At 38.5% G+C, this 21,335-nt stretch carries 27 protein-coding genes and 1 pseudogene; 7 read left to right on the top strand and 21 right to left on the bottom strand.

The genetic code is table 11. The annotated features are described in order from the left end of the window. From ASC36_RS09830 to ASC36_RS09760, 15 genes are all read right to left on the bottom strand, one after another. Positions 1–314: hypothetical protein (locus tag ASC36_RS09830; RefSeq protein WP_245630766.1), on the bottom strand; the 314-nt coding region annotated here is incomplete at its 3' end. Between the two features lie 121 nt (positions 315–435). Then, positions 436–1,296, bottom strand: a complete 861-nt coding sequence (locus tag ASC36_RS09825) for a hypothetical protein (RefSeq protein WP_055426328.1) — start codon at positions 1,294–1,296, stop codon at positions 436–438. Next, positions 1,293–1,589: a hypothetical protein gene (locus ASC36_RS09820; RefSeq protein WP_055426327.1), complete on the bottom strand. Its 297-nt coding sequence runs from the start codon at positions 1,587–1,589 to the stop codon at positions 1,293–1,295. Before ASC36_RS09820 ends, ASC36_RS09825 begins: the two co-directional genes overlap by 4 nt. After that, the gene (locus ASC36_RS09815) at positions 1,586–1,924 is read right to left on the bottom strand and encodes a hypothetical protein (protein WP_055426326.1); all 339 of its coding nucleotides are present in this window, start codon (positions 1,922–1,924) and stop codon (positions 1,586–1,588) included. The genes ASC36_RS09820 and ASC36_RS09815 overlap by 4 nt, the downstream gene beginning before the upstream one ends. 4 nt (positions 1,925–1,928) lie before the next feature. Further along, complete coding sequence (locus ASC36_RS09810; protein WP_055426325.1) at positions 1,929–2,213, bottom strand: hypothetical protein; 285 nt, start codon at positions 2,211–2,213, stop codon at positions 1,929–1,931. 1 nt (position 2,214) lies between these two features. Beyond that, on the bottom strand, positions 2,215–2,433 hold the full coding sequence (locus ASC36_RS09805; protein ID WP_055426324.1) for a hypothetical protein: 219 nt from the start codon (positions 2,431–2,433) through the stop codon (positions 2,215–2,217). 4 nt (positions 2,434–2,437) lie between these two features. After that, complete coding sequence (locus ASC36_RS09800; RefSeq protein WP_055426323.1) at positions 2,438–2,896, bottom strand: hypothetical protein; 459 nt, start codon at positions 2,894–2,896, stop codon at positions 2,438–2,440. Next, positions 2,893–3,567: a hypothetical protein gene (locus ASC36_RS09795; RefSeq protein ID WP_141656260.1), complete on the bottom strand. Its 675-nt coding sequence runs from the start codon at positions 3,565–3,567 to the stop codon at positions 2,893–2,895. Before ASC36_RS09795 ends, ASC36_RS09800 begins: the two co-directional genes overlap by 4 nt. A gap of 283 nt (positions 3,568–3,850) precedes the next feature. Then, a complete protein-coding gene (locus tag ASC36_RS09790; protein WP_055426321.1) occupies positions 3,851–4,465 on the bottom strand; it encodes a DUF6046 domain-containing protein in 615 nt (204 codons plus the stop codon). Positions 4,466–4,642: 177 nt separating this feature from the next. Continuing rightward, positions 4,643–5,086 (bottom strand): hypothetical protein, encoded by a 444-nt coding sequence (locus tag ASC36_RS09785; protein WP_055426320.1) that lies wholly within the window; start codon positions 5,084–5,086, stop codon positions 4,643–4,645. Continuing rightward, positions 5,086–5,517: a hypothetical protein gene (locus ASC36_RS09780; protein WP_055426319.1), complete on the bottom strand. Its 432-nt coding sequence runs from the start codon at positions 5,515–5,517 to the stop codon at positions 5,086–5,088. Before ASC36_RS09780 ends, ASC36_RS09785 begins: the two co-directional genes overlap by 1 nt. A 2-nt stretch (positions 5,518–5,519) precedes the next feature. Next, positions 5,520–6,755 carry a DUF2586 family protein gene (locus ASC36_RS09775; protein ID WP_055426318.1) on the bottom strand — a complete coding sequence of 412 codons (1,236 nt, stop codon included), beginning with the start codon at positions 6,753–6,755 and terminating at the stop codon, positions 5,520–5,522. Continuing rightward, on the bottom strand, positions 6,752–7,108 hold the full coding sequence (locus tag ASC36_RS09770; RefSeq protein ID WP_141656259.1) for a hypothetical protein: 357 nt from the start codon (positions 7,106–7,108) through the stop codon (positions 6,752–6,754). Before ASC36_RS09770 ends, ASC36_RS09775 begins: the two co-directional genes overlap by 4 nt. 91 nt (positions 7,109–7,199) lie before the next feature. Further along, the gene (locus ASC36_RS09765; RefSeq protein ID WP_055426316.1) at positions 7,200–8,114 is read right to left on the bottom strand and encodes a hypothetical protein; all 915 of its coding nucleotides are present in this window, start codon (positions 8,112–8,114) and stop codon (positions 7,200–7,202) included. A 1-nt stretch (position 8,115) separates the two neighbouring features. Beyond that, entirely contained in the window at positions 8,116–9,240 is a 1,125-nt protein-coding gene (locus ASC36_RS09760) for a head maturation protease, ClpP-related (protein WP_055426315.1), read from the bottom strand. 173 nt (positions 9,241–9,413) lie between these two features. Here ASC36_RS09760 and ASC36_RS09755 point away from each other — a divergent pair, with 173 nt between their 5' ends. The 7 genes from ASC36_RS09755 to ASC36_RS09725 all read left to right on the top strand — a co-directional run bounded on the left by ASC36_RS09755 (position 9,414) and on the right by ASC36_RS09725 (position 17,970). Then, positions 9,414–9,845: a helix-turn-helix domain-containing protein gene (locus ASC36_RS09755; protein ID WP_055426314.1), complete on the top strand. Its 432-nt coding sequence runs from the start codon at positions 9,414–9,416 to the stop codon at positions 9,843–9,845. Continuing rightward, entirely contained in the window at positions 9,845–11,434 is a 1,590-nt protein-coding gene (locus tag ASC36_RS09750; protein WP_055426313.1) for a hypothetical protein, read from the top strand. The genes ASC36_RS09755 and ASC36_RS09750 overlap by 1 nt, the downstream gene beginning before the upstream one ends. Beyond that, positions 11,415–11,864: a phage protein Gp36 family protein gene (locus ASC36_RS09745; protein WP_082435439.1), complete on the top strand. Its 450-nt coding sequence runs from the start codon at positions 11,415–11,417 to the stop codon at positions 11,862–11,864. The genes ASC36_RS09750 and ASC36_RS09745 overlap by 20 nt, the downstream gene beginning before the upstream one ends. 161 nt (positions 11,865–12,025) lie before the next feature. Next, positions 12,026–14,968 carry a phage portal protein family protein gene (locus ASC36_RS09740; RefSeq protein WP_055426311.1) on the top strand — a complete coding sequence of 981 codons (2,943 nt, stop codon included), beginning with the start codon at positions 12,026–12,028 and terminating at the stop codon, positions 14,966–14,968. An 80-nt stretch (positions 14,969–15,048) separates the two neighbouring features. Beyond that, complete coding sequence (locus ASC36_RS09735; RefSeq protein WP_055426310.1) at positions 15,049–16,902, top strand: tape measure protein; 1,854 nt, start codon at positions 15,049–15,051, stop codon at positions 16,900–16,902. Positions 16,903–16,912: 10 nt separating this feature from the next. After that, on the top strand, positions 16,913–17,425 hold the full coding sequence (locus ASC36_RS09730) for a phage virion morphogenesis protein (protein WP_055426309.1): 513 nt from the start codon (positions 16,913–16,915) through the stop codon (positions 17,423–17,425). A gap of 170 nt (positions 17,426–17,595) precedes the next feature. Then, positions 17,596–17,970, top strand: a complete 375-nt coding sequence (locus ASC36_RS09725) for a hypothetical protein (protein ID WP_141656258.1) — start codon at positions 17,596–17,598, stop codon at positions 17,968–17,970. Here ASC36_RS09725 and ASC36_RS09720 read toward each other — a convergent pair. From ASC36_RS09720 to ASC36_RS10840, 6 genes and pseudogenes are all read right to left on the bottom strand, one after another. Then, a complete protein-coding gene (locus ASC36_RS09720; RefSeq protein ID WP_141656257.1) occupies positions 17,957–18,850 on the bottom strand; it encodes a hypothetical protein in 894 nt (297 codons plus the stop codon). The genes ASC36_RS09725 and ASC36_RS09720 overlap by 14 nt on opposite strands. A gap of 337 nt (positions 18,851–19,187) precedes the next feature. Further along, the gene (locus ASC36_RS09715; RefSeq protein WP_055426306.1) at positions 19,188–19,703 is read right to left on the bottom strand and encodes a hypothetical protein; all 516 of its coding nucleotides are present in this window, start codon (positions 19,701–19,703) and stop codon (positions 19,188–19,190) included. A gap of 16 nt (positions 19,704–19,719) precedes the next feature. Then, positions 19,720–20,280 (bottom strand): hypothetical protein, encoded by a 561-nt coding sequence (locus ASC36_RS09710; protein WP_055426305.1) that lies wholly within the window; start codon positions 20,278–20,280, stop codon positions 19,720–19,722. Further along, positions 20,277–20,699 carry a hypothetical protein gene (locus ASC36_RS09705; RefSeq protein WP_055426304.1) on the bottom strand — a complete coding sequence of 141 codons (423 nt, stop codon included), beginning with the start codon at positions 20,697–20,699 and terminating at the stop codon, positions 20,277–20,279. Before ASC36_RS09705 ends, ASC36_RS09710 begins: the two co-directional genes overlap by 4 nt. A 37-nt stretch (positions 20,700–20,736) precedes the next feature. Then, the gene (locus ASC36_RS09700) at positions 20,737–21,069 is read right to left on the bottom strand and encodes a DUF4406 domain-containing protein (RefSeq protein WP_055426271.1); all 333 of its coding nucleotides are present in this window, start codon (positions 21,067–21,069) and stop codon (positions 20,737–20,739) included. A gap of 6 nt (positions 21,070–21,075) precedes the next feature. Next, positions 21,076–21,335, bottom strand: a pseudogene (locus tag ASC36_RS10840) (nucleoid-associated protein); the annotation flags it as partial.

Here is a 21,335-nt window from a genome sequence, read left to right as displayed (position 1 = left end):
TATCTTTTACTTGCCAATTTGTAATAATCAATAAGCGCTTTCATTTCGTAATTATTTTCGTCCAAAAGCTCTGCAGGTACCAGCACTAAAAAATCAACTCCATTGTCGCCGAAATCCGTACTGCGACGCAAATACATTGTCCCTAAGTACTTCGGTTTTTTTTCTCCTTTGGTGTAAATATATTGTTCTTTATAGCGTTGCGCACCTACTATGATAATTCTTCTTTTTTGGGGATCGAAGCGGTCGTTTAGCGCTTTACGGAGGTAACAAACCTGCCCGTTGTGTTCCAACTTATATATATTATCTGAGCGCATTTGCTGCCAGATATAAAGAATGTCAGATATTGGTTTAGTAAGTGAAAATAAATACGCAATCCTATAAGGCTTACGTAGTTCCATGGGAATAAGCCAGATGACTAATTTTTTAATATCTACTTTATACCACATAATTAACTTGAACTAAATACTTTCCGTTTTTATCTTTCGTGGTAAAATACCCCGATTCTGGAATTTTACTCATGTATATACCGGTAGCATCTCCATAATCGTTGTTATTAGGATCTATCCAAGCGGAGGAAGCCCCGTCAATATTTACATCTTTAACCCCCGCTGTTGTTTGTAGATTATCCGTCAATTTTGACAAGATTAATTCCCCGTTAAACGGCAACTCCCGTAAAAACTGTTTTATCGAAGTGTCAACAGGGCGTATATCACCATTTAGAGGGGATATGGCATTTCCCGAGGAATCTAAAACCAAAGGATCGCGTTTTATGGTAATATTCAGATATAACAGATCCGGCAAATAATTAATAATTGTTAGCGGTACCCCCGCATCTTTGATTTCTTCCATGTAAGAGATAAAAGCCTCTTTTTGGGGCTCGGTAATAGGGGATAACTCTCCGTTATTTTCTCCTGCTATTTTAATTATGAGCCGACTTTGGCTTTCCGCTTCGGTAACCGCAGAATATTTAACAATTTTACTGGCTTCGATTTCATCATCTGTATGCCCTTTATTATTGTATTTATCGGAATCTGCAAATAAATTAAACCCATACTGAAAAGCGAGGGCTTTATTTCTGTACCACCGGGCGGTATGAGGTTTGAATTTAGAAATAGACTCGCTTACTTCTTCTTTATGGGCCTCGAACATTTGCCTAAGCAGATCAATCACATAGGCCACAACGTACGCAAACAACCTCCATTGTGCAACCCTGCTAGTGCTGGTCAACCCATTTAAAGCTTCCTGCCGTTCTTTTTCCTCAATGATTATATTAAATATTTCTTCTGTATTCTTCATTTTTCAGTCACTATAAAATCCGTATTGATATACCAATATCCGACACCTTCTTGCATTCCCACCTCTTGGAAAGGATAAGCTGTAGCGGGAGCTGCTTTAGTTGCTTTAAAATAGTTTACTACATCTTGGTATTTTTGATCATATTTCGGGATACTTATTTCTTCTCCGGCCTGTAAATCTTTGGTTAGGCTTTCCTTCTTTTGGTAAGCCAGACTAAAAGCTTCGGCAGGATTCCCCATATATTGTATGGCTAAATCCAGATAATTCTGTTTTCTAAGAGTGGTAACTATCATTTTATAACTTCTTTTTCTAGTTCAGATATTCTTTTTTTTAGAGAAATATTCTCTTGTCTTAATATTTTAATTTTGTTTTTTAACATAGTTATTTCGTCACGTAAAAGCTTTTCACGACTTTCATATAAAGCTGTAATATCTTTATACTTTTGTTCATATCTACTTCCTAGATCATCCAGCATAGTTTTATAATAATCAGATAGCTTGATTTCGTTGTCTATTTCCGCAGATGTTACTTCAGCATTTTGTTTTTTTCGTCCAAAAAACCAGCCCCCAAAACCCGCAATTACCACACTTATAAATTCTCCTATATATGAGGTTATAAATTCTTTCATATTTTTATCTTTTAGCGTCAACTTCCACAATCGGCAAATCCACCTTTATTTTTATGATATTGAAGCCGTCATTTTTTAATTCTTCTGTTATATCCCTTTTTATACGTACCTCAGTAGCCCTTCCTTTTACCAGCCTTAAAAGTTCTGCCCCTAACAAAGGGTATTGTTTCCAGTCACCTTTAAAGGAGCGTACCAGCAGGTCTATTTCCTGACTGTTGCTGTCTCCTATGGCAAAATCCTCGTTTTTTATTACTAGGTCGTAATTCTCATCTACTATAAAATCCTGCATCTTAGTTACTTTGTATAATTCCCTGCCCGGTTACTCCTTTGCCGTCTGTGGTTGTTCCTATTATTTTCGTTTCCCTGCCTATAACAAAATCATTAATTGCGCTAGCTAACCCCTCAGCTAAACGCTTACGGGCATCTTTAGGGTTTGTATTTACATTATTAGAATCATTTTCCAATATATTACTGATACGTTTTTGCAGCTCTGCTTTAGTAATTGCCATACCTTTATTTTAAAATAGTTTGTATCCTTTTTTTTATAGCATTCATGGACGGCCGGTTAATATCATTTCCGTAAATAATCACGATTTTATTAATTTCATCAATCAAATCACTCAGGCATTTGCTCAGGTTTTCACCGTCCCTCTCCAGAATATACCCTTGCTTATTTATAAGTAGCCGGGTAGTTCCTGTGGTATATTCTACGGCTTCTACCTCGGAGGTTTGCAATAGTACCTCGGCATTATCTTTTAAAATTCCGACCGTTACCACACTGCCTATCTTGGGAATGACTTTTAAAACTTCCATTGAGTTTTCCACCTTGGAAGTAAGGGAACAACGTAAATAATCCCTTGTACCGGTCAGGCTTTTAACCTTGCAGGTATCCCCATTTAGTTCATATACCCTACCTTTGTCGATACTAAGCGATAAACGCTCATACACCATATGGTCGAAGAAGTCTTTCATACTGCTGATTTCCCTATGACTAAAGTTTGTTTAAATCCTTCGGAAGCAGAAACCCGTATAACTACTTCCTCCACATAATTAATGCTATCCCTTTTTTCATAAATCCCGGTATCCAGAATATGTACTTTTTGCCCGTGTTGTACTACAGGCCAGCCAAACGTCCGAATATCCCCGGAATAACCGCCACGGGTTTTATATGTTTCTAATATTCTTTTTACTTTAATTTCCAATTCTTCTTTAGTAAGTTGAGTGCCATAATTCTCCCGTACAATATCTCCTCCGTTTTCCCCGGCTTCCACACGGATTACCGTACCATTATTTTGTACGGAGCTTCCGTAAATTTTTACCCGGCAGTCTTCCATATCCCTATATTGCAAGGTGCTTTCAATGATGTTGTTTCCAAATACCAGATTAGGTATGGTTTCGGTCATATTGGGGTCTGCATACGGCAGGCCGCATACCAAGCGGTTTCCCCTGAAAAAAGTATATAACCCTGCTTTTTTGCGTAATTCATCAAATATTTTTACCGGTGTGGTTTGCAACAGGGAAAAATCCCCGTAAATCTCATCCGGGCATATAATTTCATAACTCGGGGCGGCCTCCTGTAAAATCTGTTTTACCGTGGCACTCATCCGGTTTACGCTTACCTCTTTTTGCTTAAGTATCCACATTTCATCCTCGCATTCCAATTCGTAAGGAATGGTCGGGCGGGGACTGCGGCTTAAATAGCCTTCAAAGCGTGTATCAAGACTGTTGTTATATCCCAATTCAATACGAACCCTGTCCCCCCGTTTAAAAATGTCTTTAATCTGGGTTACAGGAAAATACCGGCTGTCTTTCTCATAGTACATCTTTTTAGGTAGTAAAATTTTAGCCGTCTGGGTAAACATTTTCCAAGTGGATTTAATTTCCAAGCTATGTACCCCGTGAAAAACATACTCGCCTATTGTTATCTTACAACAAAATACCATGGTCTTTATTGAGTTTAAAAGGTTTTTTACTTTTGGCTTCTAATTCAAATTTTTGTACATGGGAATATCCTATTGATGCGACCGGATTCAACTGATGCAGGCTGATATGGGTTATACCCAGCATATTTAAAAAGGTTCCTTCCACCTCCAGCACAGTATCTTTTATACAGCATACCCGTATTAATTCTTTTACTTGGGTTTCCGGGTAATCCGTACTATCGTAGTTGATAATAAACCCCCGCAAAGAAATCTGCCAGTCATCCAGCCCCATAAGTTCCTCTACCTGCCCATCCCTTCCGGCAATATCCGTGGTAACTATTTTTTTCGGCAATACGGCTTCAATTACCATTTCACGAGGGAATTCATAGCCTTCAAAGGTTTCTCCCGTGCCATCTATGACCTTGGGCAGTATTTTAAGGTAATCCCACACCGGTACTCCCTGTAAGGATTGACGGGTAAGGGCTTCATTGGTGGGCAGCGCCTCAATGCCTTTGAATTCATTTAAAAATTTATCGGCTACACTCCCCCCTATATATCCCACATTGATATGGAATTGCTGTTTAAATAATTCTGCTATATTGATACTATATGCTGACATGATTTCTTGTGCTTTTTTGACGTTCCCCCTCAAACCATAATACCCACCTGAGTTGCTCCCATTTTTCCCAATACACAGGGTCGGAAAGTTCCTCAGGAAAAGGAATTTTAAAATGATAGGATAGTAACCCGTTAATTTTCCTTATATAATCAAGCCCCGCTTTTTGCGCAATGGGGCTTATACTTCCCCCAGCTCAGCCTCTAAAAATTTTACAATCCCGGAGGCTTGGATGGCAGCACTATCGGCAATATCTTCCACGGTTTTTAACCTTTGGTCTCCTCCCAGCCAACAGTTATCTCGTAAAAATTCCCCACATTCCAAAATTTTATCCTGTTTATACATACTTAAGGCTGTAGCTTTATGGTCTCTCTTAGGTTTGCGTAAATAGCCTATCGCCACATCATTATCAGACACTTTAACCGTTAGCTCATAAACTTTTCCATGTTCTTTTTTCCAAGCTTCAATTTGTTCCGGAGTTATATTTCCTTTTTTAGTTTCTTCTTTCATATTTTTTATTTTTATCTTGTTTTGAAGTATTTTGCGTGTGTCTCGGGGCATTACAATAATTTCCAATGCCCTGCATTGTTCTTTTAAGTCCTGTAAGGTTTCTGTTGATTCCATCAGGCGGTAAAATCAATATCTCCTATGTACAAAGGAATTTCAACTGTGATAGCCTCATTGTTTCCTGCGCTTACTTTTACCCCATTGGATTTAAATTTAACCCCGATAAGTAAATGGGATATTTGAATGCCTAGCTTATTAACATAAGAAACACTTAAAGGAAAAGCAGGTATATCCGGTAAACTCTTGCCTTTAGGTAAGGAGTACTGAATAGCCGTTACTTCCTCTAATAAAAGGGTAATAGAACCCTCGAAAGTTTCGTTTCCTTGTGTAAATCCGATTGGTTTTGCGGTTCCTGCTACCTTCACAGGGTCTATGTCATCGGTACGGATGTAATTTAATTCCTGTATGGTTCTTAACGTTCGCCCGAAAACATTTGCCCGAAGGCTTACATAATTATGGTATTCTCCATTAATAGGTATATTTGTCATGTTTAATTACTATTTAAAGGGTTTTTAAATCCAATTCTCAGGGTAATTTTCCTTCCGATAGCTACCGGAATGAAGGTAATATTCACTATAAGCTCACTGGTGGCCAGTAAATTCTGCTCCGGGTTTATATAGGCATCAATTCCCCCGCTTATATCTCCACTTACCAACATGGGGCGCATGGCCTCTTTACTCAATCCCTCCAACTCCTTTATATCTTCTCCTCTGAGTTGTCCGGTGTTTTCATCCACATAAAAACGCCCTTTTACACGGGGTAGTAAAGCTGTACGAGTAAGTTTTATAGCCTTTTTTATCGTTCGGTTATTTTCCACATAGGCAAAATCACTGGTTATCACATCACAGGTATGCGTGTCATTAATCCAGAAACCGGCTAATCCGGAAACAGGAGCAGCAAACACATAGCCTTTTTCATCCAACATATCCAAGGCCTCCTCACTGTAATCCTCAATAGGTTGCCCCCCGGAAAGTCCCGCCTTTATAAATGCCTTATTGGACGAATCGGTTAGGTTAAAACCTTCTATTAATTCTCCGGCATTCTGGGATACCGCTGCTTTGCTTATCATACCCGTAAAATCTTCAACGGCGGCATAATTCTTATAAATATCTTTTTTCTGAGATATTCCATAATCTGCCGCAATAACCAGAGATACATCCGGACATACGTTGGTTAATTTTCGCAGATTCAAAACCGCAGACGGGGTTCCGGTAAAGCTTCTTCCTTCAATAAATATATCTACATACCTGTCTCGGGTAAATTCAAAGTTTACCAACTCTTGGGCTTTATAAACGGCAGTAATGGAATCTTCATCCAAACCATCCGTAATAGTAGGCGTATAACCTTGCAAAGGGTTGCGAGCAATCATGGCCTGCACATTATTTCCTTTTTCCCGTAATAATTTAGCTAGATATGGCTTTCCTTTATCCGCCATTTCCGTTAAGGTAACATCCTGCTCTACAAACATACAGTTAATAGTAATGGAAGGATTGCGCAGGAATAACCGTTGTAAACGGTGATATACTAAAATTTCGTTTTGGTCGTCGTATTCGGAAGTAATTTCCAATTCCTCTACCTCTGAAATATTCAAAAAGGTATAGATTTTTCCCAGCTCCATTTTACTGGTGCTTACCGCATTCATGACCACGGCAGTAATCATGTCATCCGTAGCCTCGCGGCGGAATAAACCGCCGTTTAGCTTTTCAACTTTTAATCCCGGTCTCATTTTTTCGCAGTTTTAGAGAATTTATTTAATTCTGTCTGCAATGCTTCCAGAGCAGTTTTTAATTCTTGGGTTTCCGCCTGTAAAGCATCTTTCTCTTTACTAACATTCTCAAATTCACTTTTTACATTTTCAAGTATTTTGATGGATTCTACCAATTCCGCATTAGCGTCTTTCAGGGTTTTATTTTCCTGTAAAGTTTCCTCCAAAAGGATTCCCATTTCGTCCAAGTCCTCACCGTTTTCAGGCGTGTACCCTTCACGAAAAAACTCTTGAGGGTCTTCCGTAAAACCTTTGTTTTTATTGTTTCTTTCCGCCTTGAACTTGGAAAAAAATATCTGGCCGTCCTTTGTCACATATAAGATATTTGCTTCCGGGTGCTGCTTAAATATCTCGTTGGTTCGTTTTTCTATTTCCATATTTTTTTATTATATCAGGTCATTCAGGTTATACAATACCGGAAACCAAAGCACCCACACCATACTCTTGTTTTTTATCACAAAGCCCGTAGGTATGTATCCTGAATTCGGCTGTAGGGTCAGGGTTTCTCGTATCTATCTTAAGCGGTTTATACAATGTTTCCACGCTTTCTATATGGTACACGATATTGGGAGCATAATAAAATAAAGAGCCGTTGCGGTCTGTGGCTTCGGGTACTGCCCCGTCAGCTACCAGTTCCCCGCTACCGTTAAATTTTACTGTGTGGTTATTCTGGAAGAACTTAAGCGTAAAAAAGCGCTCAATATTTCCGGTAGCAGGGTTTATTACAATATCCCTGTAATTATTGGTTGAGGCACGGTCTTCCAGTAAATCTTGTTGATGTTCCGGGGTCAATATCATATATCCTGCGGCCTCATTGATAAGGTTCAAGCCGGTAATTGCTATATAGAATTTAAGCAAATCCGAATAAAGCAGTTTTTTACGCCCAGTACCATCATCCGCTCCCGTTGTTCTAAGAACCGGGGTGCCTGTCCCGTCCTTAAGGGGTGCTATTTTCCTCATGCAGTAATTACGGGTTCCAATACGAAAAGATTCCTGATGCAAACGCATCATTTCACTTTCTTTGTCAAAAGCAAGTGCGCGCATTTCCGCATCGGTTACCTCCGTTAAATCCGTATCAAGCTTATCCCATTCCACTAAGTTTCTTTGCCCGTTTACTTTTATAGGAGTAAAAGGAGTATCCTTGTTAATATGGTACCCGATTTCATTTTTTAACTTGTTAAAGCGTATCCCGTCCTTATCTATCGCCTGAGGGGAAGGCGCTGTAAAAGTGGCAATAAAATCATCCTTTACGTTTCTGAATTCTTCCAGCAATATAGGGTCAACATATTGCTCCAGCCATAATCCGTCAATTAATCCCATTTTATTTATTAAATTTTTGGTTATACAATTTTTCTAATTCTTCAGGGGCTTCATTTTCCATGCGTGTTAAGGCTTTAGGGTCTTTTTCTCTCCAGTCGTCCAGGGTCCAGCCTTCACGCCCTTTTAAAAGTTCGTGGTTCGCTTCCGGTTCCCGTGGCGGTTTTTTTACCCCGTCAAATGAAGGTTTCCCAGCCATACGATCTAAAGCTTTGGCCGTCAATTCGTAATTATCCTTTGCATCCTGCAACCATTCTTCTTTTTCGGCTGCGGTAATTTTTCCGGCCTTAAGTGCATTTTCAACCAGATTTTTAGCATTGGTTTCTGTTATGCCCTGAAGCTTGGCAGATACTTCATCTGCCTTGTTTGCTTTCTCTGCCACTATGGATAACTCTTGTATTATCTCGGCCTCAGAAGTAGCCTTTAAAGATATACCCGCCTGTTTCAGTAGGTTTATAATTTCCTCATTCATATTTTTATTTTGTTTATTTTTTGGTAGTTCGCCCGCATAAGCCGCAAAAAGATCTTCCTCTGTTTTTGCTTCCATATCGGTAGTTTCAAACTGTCTTTTCTTGACTGGTTTTATTATTTGATCGCAAATAGCTAACCGACCGCAATTTTCCGCATCCAACCAAGTATCCTGATTAGGGGTAAACCAGCTGGTTATTTCAGAATCCTCTGCTTTAGTCCGTTCTTTGTATATGGAGAAAAGACGATTTTCGCATTGTTCTAACTGGTCGGCCATCGATTTTACAGTAGCTTTATCCCCCCAAGCTCCACCGGAAGGGGCGTGCATCATAAAAAAAGCATTTTCCGTCATTTGGATTTCATCCCCTCCCAAGGCGATAACCGAGGCCATGCTCGCTGCCATGCCTTCTACAATGGTAGTAATATGACTATCAGAGGAGCGCATTAAATCATATATAGCCAAACCCTCATATACTGAACCCCCGCCGGAATGTATCCTTATTATTACTTCTTTGTTCTTGCTGAGGGTCTGGCGAAATATATTCTGAAAACCTTTGTAATCAATATCTTCATATTTACCTATATATCCGTAGATATGTATTTCAGCGTTATTATCCGCCTGATTAACCACTTCACAGGTAAATTTATTGGTATGCTTCATTATGCACTTTCATTATTTATATCGCAAAGATTGTAAAGTATTTAAGCGTATAAAAATCAACCGTTTAATGCCTAAAGAAAAATCTTTAAATACTAAATATTTTTCTTTAGTGTCTAAACACATCTTTTTTAAATCCCTGCTTATTTAAAGAGATTTGCTGTATAAATAAGACTATGGCAAAGACAAATAAACGGAGTAATGAAGATAAAAAGGCGCTGGCCTTGGAATTGTTTTTGGAAACGGATAAAAGCCAGAAAGAGATTGCCGATATCGTGGATATTACGGAAAAAACCCTGAGCGTATGGAAACAGTCTGGGGCGTGGGATATGATTAAGCAGGCACAGACCATTACCCCCAAGAATATTATTACCAACCTGTATGAGAAAGCTTATGAACTTTCCTGTGCCGAAAAAATAGATGCGGATAAACTGATAAAGCTGGCTAATACTATTGAAAAACTGCAAAACAAGAAGGTTACTATTAGCCACATTATTAATGTATTTAAAGACTTTACCTCTTGGGCATTTTCTGAAAATGCAGAGCTAGCCAAGCAGATCAACCTGCTGCAAAAAAAGTATGTGGATTATAAAATAAATGGGGAATAATGGCTGCACCGGTAATAACCAAACGGGATTATAACGAGTGGCTGGAATTCTGCCAGCAGGTACAGAGTAAAACAGCGGTCAGTTTTTCTGAAACAGAAGCCGAGCAGAAAGCCCGCATAAAAAAGGGGCTAAAAGAATATAATTATTTTGTAAAAACCTATTTTCCCAATTATGCAGATTCTGATTGTGCTGATTGGCAGATAGAATTTGCTAATAAATGTCTGGCAGACCCTAATTTTTTTGGTATTGCCGAATGGCCGCGGGAACACGCAAAATCCGTACACCTTACTATTTTTATTCCTATGTGGCTGATTGCCCACGGAGTGCTTACCGGCATGATACTCATGGGGAAAAATAATGATGACGCCTGTAACTTACTATCCGATGTACAGGCACAATTACAATACAACGAATTGTTTGCCCATGATTTTGGGGAGCAGTATAATTACGGAAGTTGGGAAAAGGGGGAATTTACTACCAAGGACGGAATACGCTTTGCTGCTTACGGCAGGAATGAATCCCCGCGGGGAGCGCGGAAAAATGAGAAACGTCCGAATTACGGGGTAATTGACGATATAGACGATGACGAAATTATACACAACCAGAAACGGGTTAAAAAGATTGTTAAGCGTATTTTAGGGGCTTTTTACTTTGCCTTATCTATTAAGGGCGGCAGGGTCTGTATGGGAGGAAACCGGATACACAGCAAGTCCATTCTAGCGCATATGGTTGGGGATATAAAACCGGGAGCCAAAAAACGGGAAGGTATTTTTCATTCCAAAATAGTAGCCTTATATGATATAGTAAAAGATGCTCAGGGCAATATTATAAAAGCCCGTGTCGCATGGCCAGAGCGGTACACTTTGGCGGAAATCGTGCTGAAAATCAAAAAAGCCGGGCCGGTTTTGGCTAAGCAGGAATTTTTCCATGAAACAGACGTAGAGGGGGAAATATTTAAAAATGAATATTTCCGGTTTGCCGTACTTCCTAAGCTTAAACAAATGCAGGTAATTATCGGGTATTTTGACCCCTCCTTTGAAAATAACCCGACCAGTGATTATAAAGCAGTCAGGATTTGGGCGCTCAGGCATTGCAAACGGTATTGTTATAAATCCTATGTCCGGCGCTCGGAACTGGAAGATGTATTCCAGTGGATGATAGATGTAGAAAAATTACTGCCTAAAAAAGTATCCATTATCTGGTATATAGAAAAACAATTTTATACAAGACCGGTTAAGCTCGCGTTGGCAAGGGTGCGGAAAAGAAATGGGAATTATCCTTTATACATTATTGAAGATACCCGTAAAAAGCCCAATAAGTATTCTCGTATGGTAAAAATGGAGCCGGAATATTCTGCGGGTAATGTGTACTATAATATTGATGAGGAAAACGACCCGGACATGGTAGAGGGGAATATGCAGGTAAAAGGCATTGAGCCGGGATATAACGGAGCGGATGACGCTCCCGATGCTGACGAGGGGGCTTGGTATTATTTAGATCAGCACCTGAGTTTTGCCCCTGACGGGGAAAATGTAGAAGATTCTTTTTCCCAAGGAAAAAAAGAAAGAAATGAGTATAACACTTGGTAGTATGAGATTTTTAAACGATAACGATTATAAAAAACAAATCCGCCAATGGGTAAAAAACCTGATTACCTATGAGGATGAAGATGTACTGACAGATGCAGAAAGTGCAGCACAGGCAGAAATGGAAACCTATCTGGCAGGAAGGTATGATATTAAAAAGATTTTTGATACTTCACAACCTCCCGGAGAAAGAAATCATTTAATTGTTATGTATATGGTGGATATAGCTTTGTATCATCTTCATAGCAATATACAGCCTGAGGATGTACCGGAGCTACGGGAGAAAAGATATAAAGAGGCAAAGGATTGGCTTAAAGAAGTGGCAGCCGGACTGGCTAACCCTATATTACCGGAAGTAAAACCGGAAGATAACCCGGATTATACCGGCAGTATTGCTACAGGGGGAAATCCCAAAGTATCCGAACGATATTAAATTATTGACGAGATTAAAACATATATATACAGGGATAGAAGGCAAGTTTGTAAAAAAATATTTTTCGCCTTTAGGATTTATCGGTTATCGGATAATAACAGATGACAGCCGTATTTATTGCGCTCCAAGAAATGAATTTGTAAAAGTTTAATGAAAGAAATATGAAAATTAATTTTAAAAATATACTCAGCCGTTTTCAGGCAACCCATACAGAACATGAAAAAACGGTAAGGCAACTGGTAAATGCAATAAAAAACCAACGTTCCTTATATAAAAAAGAAATACGGGAGTGGAAAAAATCTCGTATGTCAGCCCTATCCACTCAAAATCCAAGACGTAATTCATTGATTGATTTATTTGAGGACATTTTAGGCGATGCTTTTATTTATGGTATTTCAGATACGCGGAAACTCCGGATTTCAAACAAGGGTTTTGTTATTGTAAATAAAAACGGAGAGATTGATTATGAGAAAACCAAACTGTTGAAAAAACAATGGTTCAATCAGTTTATTAAATATGCCGTGGAATCGGTTTATTTCGGATATTCTCTGATATATCCCAAAGAGCTGGATAAAAACGGATACATCAAGAAAATTGCACTTATTCCTCGCCAAAATATTATACCTGAAAAAGAAATTATTTTAAAGGACATGGCAGACCAACAGGGAATTAAATTCAGAGATACGGAATTAAATAAATGGCTGATATGGATAAATTACGAGGATTTCTTAGGCTTGTTGGATAAGGCTGCACCATTATGGATTTTTAAGAAACACAGTTGGCAGAACTGGGATGAATTCGAAGAAATGTTTGGTATCCCTATACGGACAGCTAAAACATCCATACAGGATAAAAGGGTACAGGCAGAAATAGATAAATGGTTAAAGGATTTGGGAAGTTCTCAGTGGGGACGTTTTCCAGAAGGGGTGGAAATAGATATTAAAGAAAGCACCAGCCGGGACAGTTTTAATGTATTCAATGAAAAACGCAAGGCTGCTAATGAGGAATTGTCCATATTGTTAGAGGGAAATGCGGAAACGGCCAAGGATACCGGAAGCCGTGCTAAGGCAGATTCTATTATTGACAGTACACAGCGACTGATAGAATTGGACGACGAGCTGCGGGTGCAATATATTGTAAATGATGATCTGCTGCCACTTTTACAGGGGTTAGGGTATCCTTTTGAAGAAGGGGATGAATTCCAGTGGAATTATAACGAACAAACCAGCCCGAAAGAACGTCTGGATATTTTTAAGGGAGTAAAAGAATTAGGTTACAAGGTTAAAAAGGAGCAGATCGAAACAGAGCTGGATGTTGGAATTATAGGAGAATATGATACGAATAATAGCCCGGAGCCTACAAACGAACCTCCTAAAAGTTCCTATATGGGTTTTAATATGCCCCATGCCCATGTAAATGTGCATGGGGCAGAAAACCACCGAGTTATTCAGGATATAAAAGCAGAATTAACCCCGCAGGAAGAAGATTTTTTACGGCAATTCTACGAAGACCCGCAAAGTGTTAACTGGAATAATAAAGACTTTATCCATACTCACGAAAAATTACTGGAGGCATTAAAAGAAGGTTGGGGAAACATTGATTTTGATTTTGAAAGTACCGACCATTTGACCATGGAGCTTTTCCAAGCCAATATACACCGTTTCGGAATGGATAAGACCCTAAGCGAAATCTTACAACTCAATGAAATACTGAAAACCAGTAAGGATTTTTCAGAATTTCGGGAACGGGTAAAACGTATGTTTGCCAATTATAAGGAAATCTGGTTGCGCGCTGAATGGGATCATGCGTGGGCAGTTGCCCAGATGGGAGCCAAATACGTGGAAATGATGCGGGATATAGATATAGCTCCTTATTGGCGTTTTGTTGCGATGTTAGATGAAGGAACAACTTTAGTTTGTAGTTCGCTTGATAATATAGTTTTTGATAAGCGAGATAAAAAAGCGTCGGTATTTTTACCTCCTTTACATTTTAATTGTCGGAGCGATGCAGAAGACGTGCCGGCTACTTACACCGGTAAAATAAGCAGTTTTTCTGATGCCGTAACGGCTGATCCGGAAGGATACGAACGAATGAAAAGACAAGGCTTTGATGTAAACTGGGGGGAAGCACAGGAAGTCTTTAATGCTACCCAAAATTATTTAACCAAAGCCGGCATATCCAGTATAAATCCTGAAATGTTTGATTTTTCGGCCTTTGATTTAAAACCCTTTGGTTTTATTTCCCCGAAAAGCAGCTGGCCTGAAAAATCCCTGAATATCTACCAATTAACCGACCGCGGAGGGAATATCCGTATTACGGATGCTCAGGATATGCCTGCATGGGTACAGAAGTCCTATTTTGACAGGCTGGATTCCCGAATGCAAAAAGCCGCTGTGGATATATTGGAAAATGCAGATGAGATTTACTGGTTTGAAGCCGGAGGAATCCATTACAAACGGTATATAAAATATTACAAAGGCAGTACGTTGGAAGCCTTGGTACATTTTGACCGGCAAAACAAAGCGACCTTACAAAGCCTGCAAATCATTACTAACCCGGACAGTTACCGAAAAGGGTTGCTTATTTATACCCCTGAGCAGAAGCTTAGCCAAAGGATAAAAAAATATGAGGAATATGGAAAAGACTATGTTAAAAAGGGAATTAATAAACAAACAGGTGCTTATATTGTTTATCATAAATCACATAACATAAGCGAATTAAATCAAAATTTATTCACTTCAAAAATATTGAAAGAGGCGGGATTTACTGTGGAATTGCTTCCAGTTTCAGCCTTAAAAAGCCCTGATGCTAAAATAAACGGGATTCCATGGGAATTTAAACTTTTAACGCATTTTAAAAATCTTTTTAATACTATTAAAAGAGAGTTGAAACAGGGAAGCAAACAGAATAAAAATGTACTGTTGCATATCAACGGGAATAATTATAACAAACAGGATATTATCCGGGCATTACAGGCGGAAATAAAAAACGATACCGGGCGGCGTATTCATTTTGTCGGGCTATTATTCAATAATAACAAATTTTATGTGTTTTCCCGTAAACAGATAGAAAGCAGGGAGTTTGAAAGAATATTAAAAAAATAAAAGGAGACGCCGCAGGCGGAGCTCCTTTTGTGGGCGAAGTCTCGTAAGTCTTCCTTACAAATATACAAAAAATATGATATATGGACGGATTAAAATATGCAATAGAATTAATAGATAAGGGCTTTGGGGTAGGAATCCGAAAAGCAACCAAGGAAACAGAGGGACTGGACAAAGCAGTAAATAAAACACAGGGGAATATTTCCAATATGGCTAAACGGGGAGCTTCCGGTTTTTCCTCTCTTATCGGGGGAGCTATAAAACTGGCAGGGGTCTTGGGGGTAATCGCTTCCGTTGGCGCTCTTACTTCGGTTGCCTCTCAGGCGTTGGAAACTAAAACAACCTTCGATAAATTGAGCAGCTCTATTTTACTGCGTTCAGGAAAAGAAGGAGAAAAAAATATTTCTTATCTGGACGGCACGATCAAACGGTTGAATCTGGACATGGATTCCTCTTATAAAGGCTATGACCAGATGAACGCTAAAATGTTACAGGCCGGATACACTTCCGAAAAAGTAAATAAAACCTTTGAGGGTTTCTCCACGGCCTCCATGGCATTAAAAAATACAGGGGGGGAATTGGAAAGCCTGTTGGGGGTAGTAAGTAAACTTTCTCAAAATTCAAAGGTTTCTTTGGGAAATTTCCAAAGCGAGATTGGAGACCGGATTCCGGGTGCCCTAAAAATAGCAGCAGAGGCTATGGGGATGACAGAAAGCAAATTTGTAGACTTATTAAATAACGGAAAGATTTATACCAAGGATTTTTTACCCGCCTTTGCTGGGCAACTTCAAAAAACCTTTGGAGAGGGAATGCAGACCGCTGCCAGTTCCATGGAAGCCGCAGAAAACCGGAAAAACAATGCCGCAATAAAATTCCAGCGTTCTTTCGGGGGTATCATAGAAGGAGTTAAATTAAAAGTTCTGGAAAATATGACCATTTTTACTGAGTGGGCAGCTTCTGTGATTCCTATGCTTAAACCCGTCCAAGATGCTTTCGGAAATATACTTAAGGCTTTGTCCCCTCTCTGGGATTCTTTGGTAAACTTATTCAAAGGATTTTCCGCAGGAGGAAATACGCTTAAAACCGTAACAACGATAATGAATGGTTTGGCAGTAGTAGTGGAAATACTCTCCAACGGACTGGCGTTTTTTATAGACCTGATAAGTCCACTGGCTCCAATTATCGGGGGGCTGGTAGCGGCTCAATGGGCGTGGAATACTGCCATGACCGCCAATCCGATAGGGGCAGTTATTACCTTAGTTGTTTCCCTGATCGGCGCGATTATCTATGCTAATAATAAAATAGGCTGGTTTCGAGGTGGAATTAAAGCCGCTTGGGAAGCGTTAAAAACTTTTGGGGATGCGGTTAAAATATTTGTTATTGAAAGGATTAAAACCATGATTTCAGGAATTACCGGAATGGGCAGGGCTTTGATGCTGTTTTTTAAAGGAGAATGGAGCGCCGCTTTTGATGCAGGAAAACAAGCGGTTAAAGATTTAACTGGAATTGAAGCTGCCCAAAAGGCTGCCGGGAAGTTTAAGGGATTAGGACAGAAAATGGGAGATGCCTACCAGCAGGGAGTAAAAGAAGCAGCACAGAATAAGAATAAATCCGGTAAAGGTTTATTTGAAGTATCAGCAGATACCCCGGTAAAAGATTTTGCAGGAAAAAATGATTTTAGCAGTCTTAGTACGGCCGGGGCAGGCTCAAAAGGAAAAGGAGATGGGAAAAACAAAAAAGAAGCCGCAGAGCTTTCGGTTCCTTCCTCCGGTAGCGAGAAAACAGAAAAGCATATGACTTTTAATATTCAGTCTTTTGTCAAGGAGCTGACCATTGTAAGCAACCAGTTGGGAAGCACTCCGGAGCAGATCAAAAGAGAACTGAGGAATATATTTAATGAATCTATTACCGACTTGGAAATAAGAGCCAGCGAATAATAAGTAAATTATGACAAACAATAACAGCATTACATTTGGGCAGTTGGAAAAGAAATATAAAACTTTCCGTTCACAGATACCCAGACGTATCGCCATGAGTGCTGAGAATTTTTTTAAACGGAATTTTCAGGTTCAGGGATTTGTAGACCAGCCGTTTAAAAAATGGCCAGAGCGGAAAAACCCAAAAGATAAAGGACGGGCAATACTGGTAAAATCAGGGAAATCACGAAGGGCTATCAAACCTTTGAAAATAACGGAGAAAGTAGTTGTGGTTGGAGTTGGTGAGCATATACCTTATGCCGCTTTGCATAACAGTGGGGGAAAAATAAAGGTTACCTCAAAAATGAGGCGTTTCTTCTGGGCTAAGTACATGGAAACGCAGGATGAGTATTATAAAAGCTTAGCCTTAACCAAAAAACAATATTTAACCATGCCTAAAAGGCAATTTATAGGAGAAAGCAAGGCTTTGTATGTAGCCCTTGACCGTATGATTGCCCGGCAACTTGAAAAAGCATTACAATGAGTGTAAAAAAACATACCTTTTTAGAAATAACAAAGCATCTTAAAACCAAGGTGCCGGCAATTAAATATATTGATAAATACAGGGGACAGCTGGACAACGTGAGAAACTGGGTATTTCCACGTCCTGCGGTTTTATTAAGCTATGGCCGGACAGACTGGAACAATATAAGCATGGGAGGGCAGCTCGGCGATGCCGTGATACGGGTTCGTGTTGTAGTGGAAAATTATGCAGATGCCTATGAGGGTTCTATTAATCAGCAAAAGGCTCTGGAATTCTTTGATATTAACGAGAAAGTACATCAGGCATTACAAAACCTTTCAGGCACTTTCTTTAAAAATATGAGCCGGGTAGTGGATGAAGACGATGAAGACCACGGGAATTTAATCGTAACTATTTTTGAATATTCCTGTAAGATGGTAGACGATAGCAGTGCAGACACCAACGAAAACCGGGTGGAGATTGAACCGGATTTAATGGTTAATTATATAAATAAAAAAGATTTCCCGAAAGCTTCGGGAAAGGGGGATTTTATTATTGATATGTAATACTGACCTGTCCTTTATGGATACTGACCTGTAAAGTATCCTGCAAATCATCCGTATGGGAATGAATTCCGGCAGATAGTTGAGTTAAAAAATCTTGTAATCCCGGCAGAGTACCTTCTGTCTGATAGTAAGCATTAGTATCCCCTTTAGTCTGAGATACCTTAATGGTAAAATTAGCTTCTTTTACCGATTGAGATGAAAAACGAAGCCAGTTATTTTGGAGCTGGCTTTGCAGATTATTTATAATAACCTTCTTTTCAAAATCGGTTAAATCATTGATTTTTATATATTCTTTTACGGTTTTTTCTTTTTTTTTCACCGGAACTACACTTAGAGACGGTTCCGGGTTTGAGGAATTTTTATAATCTTTGGCGGTTACCACGGTAATTTTTGCGGTGGAGCCATCCACGCGTAATGTGGCTATGTCGGTTAAAAAACGGGTATTGACCACGGTACCGGGCTTTATGTTTTCAAAATCTAATTGACGAGACCAGAAACCGATAAAAAACTTAATCACATTTGCATAATCTCCCCAAATCTCTACCTTGGTAGTGAGAGGAAGGTTATACTGCGGGATTTGTTTTTTATACAAGCGGTAATACATATAAATAGTTTCTTTTTTATCTGTAAATATATCTTTTTCAAAACGATACTGTATATACTGGTTGTTATTTATATTGTATTTTCGGTCACTATGAATAAAGTTTAATCCTAATTGCATAAAACCTTGGATAGCACCATCACTGTCTACTATATCAACATTAGTTAATAGGGTTTCATAACGATTACCCGCAGCAGCAGCAATGTCCGCATCAGAAAAAGTAGTCTGGGCATTTAACGCAGAAAAAGAAACAAGTAAAATAAATAGTAATTTTTTCATATTATCGGCCTTTGTAATATCCTGTTTCACTTACTATTAGCCATAGCGTCTGCGAACTTAAGGGTAAAAATTCATTTTCCAGTATAGTCAGGGCATAATCTGTACTGTAATGTTTTTCATTAATCAAATAACAAAAACGGTTGCGTATGAGTTCATTTCGCCTATTAATCTTTTCTTCTTTAGTATGTTTTATTTTAAATGCAAACGACATAAAACAAAAATACTATTTTTTTACTATTTTTCATAAACTAATTTATGGCAATAAGGGCACATATTGTCATGTACCCTTGCATCGTAATAACTCTGGCAATGAGGACAAAGCCTCCATATTTCATGGTTATTTACCGGCTTCATTCTTCTTTTGTCTGGTTTTACTTGTAGTTTTTCGTATATTTTCTTGGTTTACAAAGGTTTTAGCCTGTTGGATTTCTCCTCGAATATCCCTGCATGAACTACGTTCATAATCCATAACCGGAGGTTCTTTTTTCTGCAAATACTCCTGATAAGACATTTCTTCACCACAATCGCAACGCTCATTAAAATAATCGTTAAACCATTTCATTACAGTAGGGATGCTGATCCGGTCGTACACTTCGGCTTGAGTAATAATTCTTTTAAATACCAAATGTATATCGGCTATATTTAAGGCTTTATATTCATCTAAAATTAGAAAGGCCAGCTTATCTATTTGTACTTCTGTAAACGGCTTTTTTAAATCAAGTGTGCTGTTTAAATCTATAATCCATAATTTCAGGTAAGACTCTATTTTAGTTGCACCCAATTCTCTTACCATAGATGCCAGATTAGGAGTATTGGATAAAATGGCCTTTTGTGGTGTATTACACTTACTCATTGTTTTAAAACAAGTATTAGGATTGTAAATCTCTAATAACTGACTGGAGGTATTCTCCACTAACTCCTGCTTGTTTTTTTGTAGTATTTCTTTTGACATTTTGTAAGATTACATTGATTCTACTATTGATATATTTTAAATCAGTATTTTTCTGATGAAATTCATCAAGTTGCTTCCAATTATACAGGATAGCTTCCCATAAAGCAAGTGCCTCATCTTCACTACCGGTAAGGGTTTTTAAATAACTGATGATAGATTTAAGGGATACACCATCTATGGGGGAAAACTTAGGAGCATACCCAAAATGCTGGGTATAAAAATTGATCCATTCATTTATAAAAAGCGTATATAAACTTCTTCCTTTTTCTATTTTTGTGTATGATACTTTATCTATTAAACTATTTATATAATTTTCTAACTGGCTTTCATTTGGGGGAATAAGCAGTCCTATCTGGCGTAGCTGCGATTCATTAAGCTTGCCGGAAACATGCTCCAATCTTAAAAATTTGCCACCCCGAAAACTAAGTTTAAGAGTGGCGCCGGTTTTTATGATTTCTAACTTGTAATAGGTTGTCATGGGTATTTCTTTATTAACATATTCTGCAATGCAGGAATTATTTTACAACTTAGTTCTTTTTCTGTCATATCCTTAAGCCTTTTTCTTACAGGACACCGGTTGCTATTTATCCAGCCTCCTAATTTGTTTAAATCGACATATCCGTTATCCTGTGTCCAACCCAACTGGTGGCATAAGGAAAGTATGGTACGATGCCGGCTGTTTTGCGTGTCAAACCGAGCATAAGAAGTATTATCCCGTACTTTACCCGTATTGAGGTATACAATAAGTTCGTAAGCTTCCCATTCTGCCAGTTCCTTGGTGCTTTTAATTTCCCTGTTGAAAAAATCAGATAAAAAAGCAAGCCGCTCCTCACGGCATTGAAACCTTTTTGAAGCAGCTGCTTGAATTCTAATAACTTGTTTTTTTGTAGCTAACATTTGATTTAATAGGTTTTAAATATTATTTAATTATAGTTTAATTAATTTTTAAGATCGTGTTTTTACAACTTTCTTCACCTGTAAACTCCAGGCCTAACTCTGAGGCTATATGAGCCTCCAGTTTAGCTCCTCTGCTCTGGTGCCAGTTAGGTAGTAAATAAATTGCATAGCAAGAGGTTAATTCTCTAATACATATTTTCATAGCATCCTCCCAGCTGTTATTAGAGGGCACTATTTCTAAAGGGTTTATTACCTCATATCCTTGACCGATGAGGTCTTTTTCTATTTTTTTAAATTCGGTAAAAGCTTCACGATAATTTAATCCGGTAACTTTTCCAGCTATGTATACCTTTTTTGTATTTGTTCCCATATTTTTTTAAATCTCTGAATTATAATATACTTTGTAATAAAACATTTTCTTTTCTTGATCATATCCTTGTTCTAGATAATCCTCAGAAGCCTCAGGTCTATTAATATCTAATTTAATCTGAATATGTGTATCTAACTTTATGTCTGTTTTAATTTTTCGTTTTTCTCTTGCCAGAGCGCTTGAGGAAACATCAAATATTTCTGAAAATTGAATACCTGCATTTTCTGAATAATCTTTTTTATATGTTTTAAATTCATTTACTACAT

Source organism: Apibacter mensalis, from assembly GCF_001418685.1.
Lineage (GTDB): Bacteria > Bacteroidota > Bacteroidia > Flavobacteriales > Weeksellaceae > Apibacter > Apibacter mensalis.
The sequence above is the reverse complement of the archived record's forward strand: the minus strand, read 5'-3'. Positions and strand labels throughout refer to the sequence as shown.

Bases quoted from the DNA above. Each gene is read 5' to 3' on its own strand.
- ASC36_RS09740 (WP_055426311.1), top strand. From the start codon at position 12,026: ATGAAAATTAATTTTAAAAATATACTCAGCCGTTTTCAGGCAACCCAT.
- ASC36_RS09730 (WP_055426309.1), top strand. From the start codon at position 16,913: ATGACAAACAATAACAGCATTACATTTGGGCAGTTGGAAAAGAAATAT.
- ASC36_RS09710 (WP_055426305.1), bottom strand. From the start codon at position 20,280: ATGACAACCTATTACAAGTTAGAAATCATAAAAACCGGCGCCACTCTT.
- ASC36_RS09780 (WP_055426319.1), bottom strand. From the start codon at position 5,517: ATGACAAATATACCTATTAATGGAGAATACCATAATTATGTAAGCCTT.
- ASC36_RS09800 (WP_055426323.1), bottom strand. From the start codon at position 2,896: ATGAAAGACTTCTTCGACCATATGGTGTATGAGCGTTTATCGCTTAGT.
- ASC36_RS09775 (WP_055426318.1), bottom strand. From the start codon at position 6,755: ATGAGACCGGGATTAAAAGTTGAAAAGCTAAACGGCGGTTTATTCCGC.
- ASC36_RS09750 (WP_055426313.1), top strand. From the start codon at position 9,845: ATGGCTGCACCGGTAATAACCAAACGGGATTATAACGAGTGGCTGGAA.
- ASC36_RS09815 (WP_055426326.1), bottom strand. From the start codon at position 1,924: ATGAAAGAATTTATAACCTCATATATAGGAGAATTTATAAGTGTGGTA.
- ASC36_RS09700 (WP_055426271.1), bottom strand. From the start codon at position 21,069: ATGGGAACAAATACAAAAAAGGTATACATAGCTGGAAAAGTTACCGGA.
- ASC36_RS09765 (WP_055426316.1), bottom strand. From the start codon at position 8,114: ATGGGATTAATTGACGGATTATGGCTGGAGCAATATGTTGACCCTATA.
- ASC36_RS09810 (WP_055426325.1), bottom strand. From the start codon at position 2,213: ATGCAGGATTTTATAGTAGATGAGAATTACGACCTAGTAATAAAAAAC.
- ASC36_RS09790 (WP_055426321.1), bottom strand. From the start codon at position 4,465: ATGTCAGCATATAGTATCAATATAGCAGAATTATTTAAACAGCAATTC.
- ASC36_RS09785 (WP_055426320.1), bottom strand. From the start codon at position 5,086: ATGGAATCAACAGAAACCTTACAGGACTTAAAAGAACAATGCAGGGCA.
- ASC36_RS09825 (WP_055426328.1), bottom strand. From the start codon at position 1,296: ATGAAGAATACAGAAGAAATATTTAATATAATCATTGAGGAAAAAGAA.
- ASC36_RS09760 (WP_055426315.1), bottom strand. From the start codon at position 9,240: ATGAAGCATACCAATAAATTTACCTGTGAAGTGGTTAATCAGGCGGAT.
- ASC36_RS09705 (WP_055426304.1), bottom strand. From the start codon at position 20,699: ATGTTAGCTACAAAAAAACAAGTTATTAGAATTCAAGCAGCTGCTTCA.
- ASC36_RS09805 (WP_055426324.1), bottom strand. From the start codon at position 2,433: ATGGCAATTACTAAAGCAGAGCTGCAAAAACGTATCAGTAATATATTG.
- ASC36_RS09820 (WP_055426327.1), bottom strand. From the start codon at position 1,589: ATGATAGTTACCACTCTTAGAAAACAGAATTATCTGGATTTAGCCATA.
- ASC36_RS09715 (WP_055426306.1), bottom strand. From the start codon at position 19,703: ATGAGTAAGTGTAATACACCACAAAAGGCCATTTTATCCAATACTCCT.
- ASC36_RS09735 (WP_055426310.1), top strand. From the start codon at position 15,049: ATGGACGGATTAAAATATGCAATAGAATTAATAGATAAGGGCTTTGGG.
- ASC36_RS09745 (WP_082435439.1), top strand. From the start codon at position 11,415: ATGAGTATAACACTTGGTAGTATGAGATTTTTAAACGATAACGATTAT.
- ASC36_RS09720 (WP_141656257.1), bottom strand. From the start codon at position 18,850: ATGAAAAAATTACTATTTATTTTACTTGTTTCTTTTTCTGCGTTAAAT.
- ASC36_RS09725 (WP_141656258.1), top strand. From the start codon at position 17,596: ATGGGAGGGCAGCTCGGCGATGCCGTGATACGGGTTCGTGTTGTAGTG.
- ASC36_RS09795 (WP_141656260.1), bottom strand. From the start codon at position 3,567: ATGTGGATACTTAAGCAAAAAGAGGTAAGCGTAAACCGGATGAGTGCC.
- ASC36_RS09755 (WP_055426314.1), top strand. From the start codon at position 9,414: ATGGCAAAGACAAATAAACGGAGTAATGAAGATAAAAAGGCGCTGGCC.